Annotated in this window: 8 protein-coding genes and 1 pseudogene; 2 read left to right on the top strand and 7 right to left on the bottom strand. The window is 62.0% G+C overall.

The features are described from left to right. Positions 1-30: 30 nt before the first annotated feature. Entirely contained in the window at positions 31-306 is a 276-nt protein-coding gene (locus ACN0Q0_RS17025; RefSeq protein WP_417244430.1) for a type II toxin-antitoxin system RelE/ParE family toxin, read from the bottom strand. A gap of 218 nt (positions 307-524) precedes the next feature. Between ACN0Q0_RS17025 and ACN0Q0_RS17020 the strand changes: the two are divergent. Beyond that, positions 525-956 (top strand): annotated as a pseudogene (locus tag ACN0Q0_RS17020) (IS5 family transposase); the annotation flags it as partial. A gap of 19 nt (positions 957-975) precedes the next feature. On the opposite strand, the gene ACN0Q0_RS17015 reads toward ACN0Q0_RS17020, so the two are convergent. Further along, positions 976-1,107, bottom strand: coding sequence for a hypothetical protein (locus ACN0Q0_RS17015; RefSeq protein WP_343504908.1), 132 nt, complete (start codon positions 1,105-1,107; stop codon positions 976-978). A 655-nt stretch (positions 1,108-1,762) separates the two neighbouring features. After that, complete coding sequence (locus tag ACN0Q0_RS17010; RefSeq protein WP_343504909.1) at positions 1,763-2,854, bottom strand: LuxR C-terminal-related transcriptional regulator; 1,092 nt, start codon at positions 2,852-2,854, stop codon at positions 1,763-1,765. Positions 2,855-3,113: 259 nt separating this feature from the next. On the opposite strand from ACN0Q0_RS17010, the gene ACN0Q0_RS17005 reads away from it, so the two are divergent. After that, on the top strand, positions 3,114-3,353 hold the full coding sequence (locus tag ACN0Q0_RS17005; protein ID WP_417244429.1) for a hypothetical protein: 240 nt from the start codon (positions 3,114-3,116) through the stop codon (positions 3,351-3,353). A 153-nt stretch (positions 3,354-3,506) separates the two neighbouring features. On the opposite strand, the gene ACN0Q0_RS17000 is transcribed toward ACN0Q0_RS17005, so the two are convergent. The 4 genes from ACN0Q0_RS17000 to ACN0Q0_RS16985 all read right to left on the bottom strand — a co-directional run. Continuing rightward, positions 3,507-3,857 (bottom strand): hypothetical protein, encoded by a 351-nt coding sequence (locus ACN0Q0_RS17000; protein WP_343504912.1) that lies wholly within the window; start codon positions 3,855-3,857, stop codon positions 3,507-3,509. Next, the gene (locus ACN0Q0_RS16995; protein WP_417244428.1) at positions 3,854-4,480 is read right to left on the bottom strand and encodes a hypothetical protein; all 627 of its coding nucleotides are present in this window, start codon (positions 4,478-4,480) and stop codon (positions 3,854-3,856) included. Before ACN0Q0_RS16995 ends, ACN0Q0_RS17000 begins: the two co-directional genes overlap by 4 nt. Positions 4,481-5,362: 882 nt before the next feature. Continuing rightward, positions 5,363-6,685 carry an HlyD family type I secretion periplasmic adaptor subunit gene (locus tag ACN0Q0_RS16990; protein ID WP_417244427.1) on the bottom strand — a complete coding sequence of 441 codons (1,323 nt, stop codon included), beginning with the start codon at positions 6,683-6,685 and terminating at the stop codon, positions 5,363-5,365. Continuing rightward, positions 6,682-7,715, bottom strand: a 1,034-nt coding sequence (locus tag ACN0Q0_RS16985; RefSeq protein ID WP_417244426.1) for an ATP-binding cassette domain-containing protein, incomplete at its 5' end; no start/stop codon positions are given. The genes ACN0Q0_RS16990 and ACN0Q0_RS16985, both read right to left, overlap by 4 nt.

Below are 7,715 nucleotides of genomic sequence, written 5' to 3'. Positions count from 1 at the left end.
GCGGTTAGGGTTGCGGCTCATCCTCGCCTCCTAGTGATATTGCTCGTAGTCCAGCACATAGGCGTCGCCGTCGCGGAACTCGAAGGTGATGCACCACGGGCCGTTCACATGGACGGTGTAGCGCGTTGGAGTGTGACCTCGCAGACTGTGAAAGTCGAAACCCGGCAGGTTCATGTCTTCGGGAGCGGTGGCGGCGGCGAGCGCATCCACGCGCCGCAGAATGCGGCTGTGCATGCGCGCGTCGATCTTTGACTTGCCAGTCTCCCAGAGGGCTTTCAGTTGCTTGTGCGCGAAAGTCTTGATCATGACTTTATGTAAGCTGATAGGTGACAGGTGTAAAGTGGTACCCTACAGGTTCTCAGCCGCGAAAGACCTTTCGCGGCTGTGCAACGATCTTGCCGATGTGTTGAAGCTTTCGCCATCCCGCCGGAGAGGGTGCCCTCTACGCAGGTCACTGGGGCGTGTTGCAAAACTCGTCGGCTTCAGGGATTCACAACATGAAGCCAGTGAGTTAAGAGGCTTCCATGAAGAAGCCGGAGACCGCCCGCTACCGTACGACGAACTGGAAATCTTATAACGACGCGCTGAAGTGGCGCGGTTCTCTGCTTGTCTGGCTGGACAAGGACATAACTTGGCTCGCGCCGAAGGCAGGCAAGCCCGGGCGCCCGCCCGTGTTCTTCCATGCGGCGATCCAGTTCTGCCTGATGGTGAAGGTCCTGTTTGGCCTGCCGCTCCGCCAGACTACCGGCGTGGTTTGCAGCATCCTGAAAATGGCGGGTCTGGAAGGGTCGGTGCCGGACTTCTCGACGCTCAGCCGTCGTCAGAAGACAATCAAAGTCAATCTTCCTGCCCGCCAGGCTCCGGGCCCTCTGAACCTCTTGGTGGACAGCACCGGCATCAAGTTTCTCGGCGACGGAGAATGGCTGGGCAGTAAGCACGGCATCGCAAGGTGTCGTCCGTCGCTTGCATCGCTGCTCAGGCAGCGTTGCTCATGAAGCTGATGACAGTCACCAGGACTGCGGCTCCAATGAGGAGCTCGAATGCCTGGGCACGGATCCAGTGGCGGGATTTTTGCTGTGCGGCGCGTTCGATTTCGAGCTGGCTCATGGTGTCGTCCTCCGGGTCTTCCTGGATTTTCGAGCAGATCACTTGCGGTCCCGCTCTGAAGACATGGATACCGCGCGGCATCGCCGAGGAGCAGCCCCGCACCGGGCTAGATCAGGGCGAAAAGGGAGGCACTCGATAACGCGGACGGAGAGGGCCCAGCCCGCGGGTATCTCGAACCTATCCTTTAGGATTGGTTTTCGGAGAGGCCGCTGACCGGCTGGTTCCGCGCGCCGCGGCAGGCTGCGCGTACCGCATGGCGTGCGGGGTTAGGGCGAACCAACCGTCACAGGTCAGCCGCAGAAGGACATACGGTCTTACCTCGCGCTTACCGCCATCGCGAATGATCGGGCTACAGCAGGCTTTCCAGAAATTTCAATCGAATTGATTAAGAAGCTCAAGATCGTGTCAGCCATGATCGATGCAGGGTGGTCTCCGGATTAGCTCGCCTGCGAATCCATCTCTCCCCCACCGATCATTTGCTGAGCGGATGCCCGATAAGCTGTCGTTCGATCGAAATGCAGCATTGGTTGAGATGGCCTCCGGACTGCCGTTCGCCGCACATGCTAAGTTTGTGCTGCGACTGCGAAGCTGCCAGGGAGGATGGGCGAGATGCGGCAGACAGCTACGCACCGCCAACCCGCCGGTCCGTCCGGGCTCAGAGCAAGCCGAGCCTGAAGGCGATCGCGATGGCCTCGGGAATGGTGCGGGCACCGAGCTTGCGGCGAAGCGAGGCGCCATGCAAATCCACCGTTGGCAGCGCCAGCCCCAGCGCATGGGCGAGCTGGTCGCGCCGGTATCCCCGCGCCAGCCCGTCCAGCACGTCACGCTCGCGCGGGGTCAGCTGAACCGCCTCCTCGGGCGAGACGATGCTGTCGCGCAGCCCCGCGGGGTCTTCGGTGGTGACGATCACCAAAACCCGCCGCCCGCCCTCGTGCCGCGGCAGCAGGTTCAGCCGGATCGCCGGCAACAGCCGGCCATCCACCGCGCGCAGCCCCGGCAGATCGACGCTGCCGGCCGCGCTCGTCCTCTGGCCGGTGGCCGCCGCGACCCGCCGCCGCAGCGCCTCTGCGCCCGGACCGGCGATGGCGAGGCTACGGTCGTATTTCACGATCAGCCGCGGATGCAGCGACAGCAGGGTCTCGGCCAGCCCGTTGATGCGGATCAGCCGGCCCTCGTGGTCAAGCTCGAAGGTCGGCACTTCGTCGCGCAGGCTGCGGTCGGGGGCGGCGATCTCGCGGATGCCAGTGCGGAGCAGCTCCCGCCGGATAGCATGCATGCGCCCGAGATCCGCGGCCTGGCGATTGACGTAGCGCATGTCCGCATCGCTGAAATCGCCCGCGGTCCTGCCCTTGTGGAATGCGGTGGCGACGATTCCGTCGCGGGTCTTCTGGATCAGCCCGGCACACCAGAACCGATCAAGCCGGTTCTTGACGATATACTCGTTGTACATGGCGCTTTTCTCGAATGTCGCGGCGCTGACGAAGCGCGACAGGCGGAACGCGCCCTGTCCGATCTTGTCGTCGCTGACCTGCGCCATCCAGGGGTCATCCTCGAGAAAGGCGTTATAGTCCGAGTTCGCCTCGGGCTGGGTGCCAGCGGTGATTTCCTGAATGTCGCCGGGATGCAGCCAGAAGAACATGGCCGAGGGCACGTCCAGCGCCCGCGCCAGTCGCCCCGGCAGGGTCTCGAACAGGGACTGGTCCAACGACGCATCGTAGATGTCGTGATGGGTGAGAGTGGAACTCATTAAGTACACCGATTGCCGCAGGTTCAGTCTGCAAACTGCGGCGCCGTCCGTCAATTCACTTATCGGTCGTGGCACTGGCTTGAGCCAATAGATTGGAAAATGGAAATTTTCTGATCAGGCCTGATCAGACGAGACCGCCGGTGGCGACCTAAGGTTTCCTATAGGTAGACTGCCTCGCACGATGCTCCAAACTCTTCGCGCGCTCCGACAGGCGCAGGGAAACAGGAAATCGGGGGATTCGATGTCGCAGGATCGGAAATTGGAGGCCAGCTTCGACGGGCATGAGGTTGCGGGCTTGCTGCACGCGCTGAGGCATTATGAAACCTACTGGTCAGCGCTGGTTCTGAGTGCCGATCACATGAAGGGCAAGGGGGTTAGCCAGGAGTTGGTCACCACTTGGCGCGAAGCACGTATGCTGCGACGCCGCATCGAGCAGGAGGCCGAACTGCACCAGTTCGCCGAGATGGCCGCCGGGCCAGCTTCCATGGACGTCTACTGACCAAGCCCGCGACGTGACCCATTCCAGGCGCGAGGCGGGCGAAAGAGCCGGTGACGTGACACCGAGGAGTTAAATTGGCCGAGCATCTGAGAGGCATGGTCTGCGTGTGAGCGCAAAGCGGGGCCTCGGCCGAAGCTCTCAACCGGCGGAAAGTCAGAAACTGACCGCAAGCCCCAGCGCGTAGCCCTCGAGATTTTCACCTTTGGTGTACCGGAAGACTGCGCGGGCCGTGGTGACCCAGGGGATTTTGGTCTCCGAAACATCTATTTCGGCGCCCAGCCCGACCTGTGCGATCCATGGTGAATTGAAGATCTCTTCCTGATCGCCGCCATAATGGCCGAGTGAGAATTCCCCCACAGCGCGGATTGGACGGCCAAATGCGGTCTCGCGCGTGGGGACCCGAAGCCGGGACCATAGCGCTGTCGTGATGGCCTCCGCACTGCCCACCACGTCCCTGTCACCCCAGATCGGCTCGAGGTACAGGTAGTTCTGGCGAAGGGTCACATCGACTTCCCAGTCGTTCTCCCATTTGCGGTTGTAGTCGAGTACCAGAGCGGTTCCCAGCCCCCCGCCGTCAGGTTGCCGTCCAGCAGGAAGTTCACATCCTTGTCGAGCTTTTTGCCGACATAGAGCGCGCCGAGCGTGGCGTCGCTCGCAATGGTGCCGAGTGCAACCATAAGCAGGGGCCGGAGCGCAAGCGTCTCGGTCAGCTTGAAGTCCCAGCCGATCGCGCCTGAGGCTGCCAAGCTGTTCCAATTCACCGGAAGCCTGCGCTGTTCGGCTCCAGAGGACGCCACGAAGACTGGATCATAGCGGTTCCAGCCCAGATAGCCTTCCAAATAGAGCGGAATTTCATCACTGAAGGTGAAGCCGCCGCCAAGTTGTCCTGCCCGGAAGTCCACGCCCCTGTCAGGCCGTCTGCCGGTGTCCAGAGTAAGCGTGCTTGCAGTTTCGCTGGGCACGGCTGCCAGCCCGAGGAGCGCAAGGGCACCCGAAGCGCGGCTCTCGATCGACCCGCCGACAATGTCCACCAAGGGCTGTGCATGCGCCGCGCGGGGGCTCAAGGCGATCTCGCAAATTACGAGGAAGGCCCATGACTTTATCAACCACGCAGATTGCAATGCCAATCCTCCACATGAGCCTGGCGGGCCCCAAATATCACTCGGTCTGGCACGCATGTACCAACTCGCGGAAAGCTTTATGTGACGCAGGCGACCGGTCAATTAACTTTCGACGATGGAACAAAAATTCTCATCCGACATGATCCTGCTCGGCGACTCATCTTGCCTTGATCTCAAAATTTGCGTCTCAGAGACGAACGTTACCTTGCAATGGGTGTGGTGATCAAAAACGGTAGGGGGAATTGGGCAGCGCATGCTATGGTCGCTTAGAGCGCGGTCGATCCAGAGGACGGCCGGACGGATCTAACCTTGGCCATCGGGAACACACCTTTGGATGTTCCTATCTTGATCGTTCCGCGCTCGCCACGCCCTCGCACCAGTTCGCACTGTCAGCCTGGTTGACGTCGGGCGCCACCCGAGGCGGTGCCCTGTTTCCTCAGAATTTGAAGTGCAAGTTGCGCTCTTGGGAAACTTTCCGGGAACTCGGCTCGAGGCCGGACAGCGGGTTTGGCTTTGAGATGCTTCCGATGCGCTGAATAAGACCTGCGCTTCTTGATGGAACCTTTATTCTAGGCGTGAACGTTTTGCCCTCTGGCCCGCGCTATTTCGCCTAGTACCTCTTGCCCCTGATAGTTGTATTGACCGCACGATGTGCAGCTTTATGTTGTTGCATGGAGACGCCACTCACGGATCCACAATACAGCGAGGCGCAGCCGAGGTTTGCTGCGCCTCGGGTCCGCCCCTCCAAGCCAGTCTATCAATCTATGCATTTGGCATCGCCGCGACCAATCCGCGGATTTCACCTATGGTTGAAATCGGTTATCGGGTCGCGCTTCATATGTTGACGCTTCACTTCGTGAATTTCGGGACTTGAGTTTCTGGACCTGGTCACCGCTCGCGCAGCGCTTCGGCTCGGGCCTTGCGCAACGGTTTCAGCAGATAGTCCAGTACAGTTCGTTCGCCCGTCAGAATATCAACAGAGGCAACCATGCCCGGCTTGATCTCAAGGGTCTGATCGCCGCGGCTCAATGTCGAGGTCGCGGTCTCGACGATCACTGGGAAGTAGATTTCTCCCGACGCCTCGTCGGTCATCGCGTCGGCTCCAATGCGCACAACGGTCCCGTCGAGGGCGCCGTAGATGGTGAAGTCGAACGAGGTCAGCTTGACGCGTGCCTCGAGGCCCGACCGCACGAAGGCCACGTCTTCGGGACGTAGGCGCGCTTCAACTTGAAGCGTGTCGCCAGCCGGAACAATCCGCAGCACTTCCTCGTCGGGTTTGATGACCTCGTCGACGGTATTGACGTTGAGCTCGGTGATGATGCCATCCACCGGCGCACGAAGGTTCGCGCGAGCAACGGCGTCCCTCGCGCGGCGGATGGATTCGTCGATAACCTCTAGTTGGTTCCGGATTTCTGCCCGCTCGGCAGTGACCTCGGCGCGGCGGTTCAGCGCAGCCTGTTCGAGCCGCCCTTCGCCCTCGCGCAGGGCTGCACGGGCTTGCACGAGGGCCACTGCTTGCCCGTCGCGCGCCTGAAGCAGCCCAGATCTTTCGCGTTCGAGCGGAAGCATCTGCGCCCGAGGGACGACGCCGGAGCTGGTCTTGAGATCGATCTCCTCGTTCAGAAGTGCGAGCCCTTCGGCATTGCGCTCAATGGCAGATTGCAGCTTGCTGATCTCCTGCGTCGCCTGATCGACCTGTGCTTGCAGAACGGCACGTTGGCCCATGTAGGCGGCACGCCTACTGGCAAGCAGCGCGGTCTCGCGCAAGGCAAGCGCCGAGGCCGGATCGAGCCCGGAGAGGCCAAAGTCGAGCTCCCCGACGCCGCGCGCCTCGGACTCGAGCATGAGGCTGCGGGCAACAAGCGCATTGCGCTGAGCCTGAAGCTCGCCGAGGCTCGAAGAGCTTGCTGTGTCGTCGATCCGCACGAGGATGTCGCCTCGCGTGACCTTGCTCCCCTCGGCGACATGGATTTCCCGCACGATGCCGCCGTCCAGGCTTTCAACGATCCGCGCGCGGCCTGATGGCACGACGCGTCCGGGCGCGCGGGCGACCTCTTCGATATGGGCGAAGGCAGCCCACGAGATGCCGCTGCCGGCCAGGATGAGAACAAGTAGCAACGCGAAGGTCAGCACACGCGAGGGGCGGTGGAGGCGCGCCGCCGCCGCCCCGGGCGCGAAGTCTTGGAGTTGCCAGCTCCGGTCCGCATTCATGACCGCGCCCCGCCAGCAAGCCTGTCCAGAACCTCGTTCTTGGGTCCATCCTGAACAAGTTTACCCTGATCGAGGACAATCAGCCTGTCGGTCAGCGCAAGAAGTCCCATGCGGTGGGTCGAGACGATGAGGGTCATCGGGCGTTGGTCCAGTACAGTTCTAAGGCGCTCGACGAAAAGCTGTTCGCTGGCCTGATCCATGGCAGAGGTCGGCTCGTCCAGTACCAGGATCTTGGGGCGCATCAGCAGTGCACGCGCCAGCGCAACCAACTGGCGCTGCCCCCCTGAGAGGTTGCTGCCGCGCTCAGATATGCGCATGGCGAAACCATCTGGGTGCTGCGCGGCAATCCGATCCGCGCCGGCCTCTCGGGCAGCGCGCAGGATGTCCCTGTCGCGCGCGCCCGGCACCCCGAAGGCGATATTCTCGGCCAGAGTGCCTGAAAACAGAACGGCGTCCTGGGGAACCAATTGGATGATGGATCGAAGCTGGGCGCTGTCGATTTGCTGCAAGTTGATGCCGCCAAGGCAGACCAGTCCGCCCGTCGGGCGATAGAGCCCCGACATCAGGCGCACGAGACTACTCTTGCCAGCGCCGACGGGCCCAAGCACGCCGATATGTGCGCCGTCCGGAATTTCGAGCGTGATCGTGTCGAGCGCGTCCATCGACGCAGCCGGATACCGCAGGCACGCAGCGTCGAGCGTCAGCGCGCCTTGCAGGTTCGACGCATTTACTGCGGACAGGCGCGGCGAGGCATCGGACTCCAGGCGCATAAGTGTGTCGAGGCTGCGCAGCGTGGCCATGGCGTAGCTGCCGCGCAAAAACAGGCTGGAGAGGGCGCCACTGGGCGCAAGCGCTCGGCCCGAGAGGATCACCGCTGCAATCACCGCCCCCATGGTGATATGCCCTTCAAGGGCCATGTAGACCCCGATAATGACAATGCCGATGGATGAGCACTGCTGAATGAAGGCGGTCGAGGTGGTTGCGAAGGTCGCGAGCGTCCGGCTGCCCTCCTGTGCAGTAGCGCTTTCCA

The organism is Celeribacter sp., from assembly GCF_048259695.1.
Taxonomy (GTDB): domain Bacteria; phylum Pseudomonadota; class Alphaproteobacteria; order Rhodobacterales; family Rhodobacteraceae; genus Celeribacter.
This window is presented reverse-complemented; position numbering and strand designations above follow the sequence as displayed.

What these genes read in the sequence shown, in the direction of transcription:
- ACN0Q0_RS16990 (WP_417244427.1), bottom strand. Translation starts at nt 6,685, where the DNA reads ATGAATGCGGACCGGAGCTGGCAACTCCAAGACTTCGCGCCCGGGGCG.
- ACN0Q0_RS17025 (WP_417244430.1), bottom strand. Translation starts at nt 306, where the DNA reads ATGATCAAGACTTTCGCGCACAAGCAACTGAAAGCCCTCTGGGAGACT.
- ACN0Q0_RS17010 (WP_343504909.1), bottom strand. Translation starts at nt 2,854, where the DNA reads ATGAGTTCCACTCTCACCCATCACGACATCTACGATGCGTCGTTGGAC.
- ACN0Q0_RS17015 (WP_343504908.1), bottom strand. Translation starts at nt 1,107, where the DNA reads ATGAGCCAGCTCGAAATCGAACGCGCCGCACAGCAAAAATCCCGCCAC.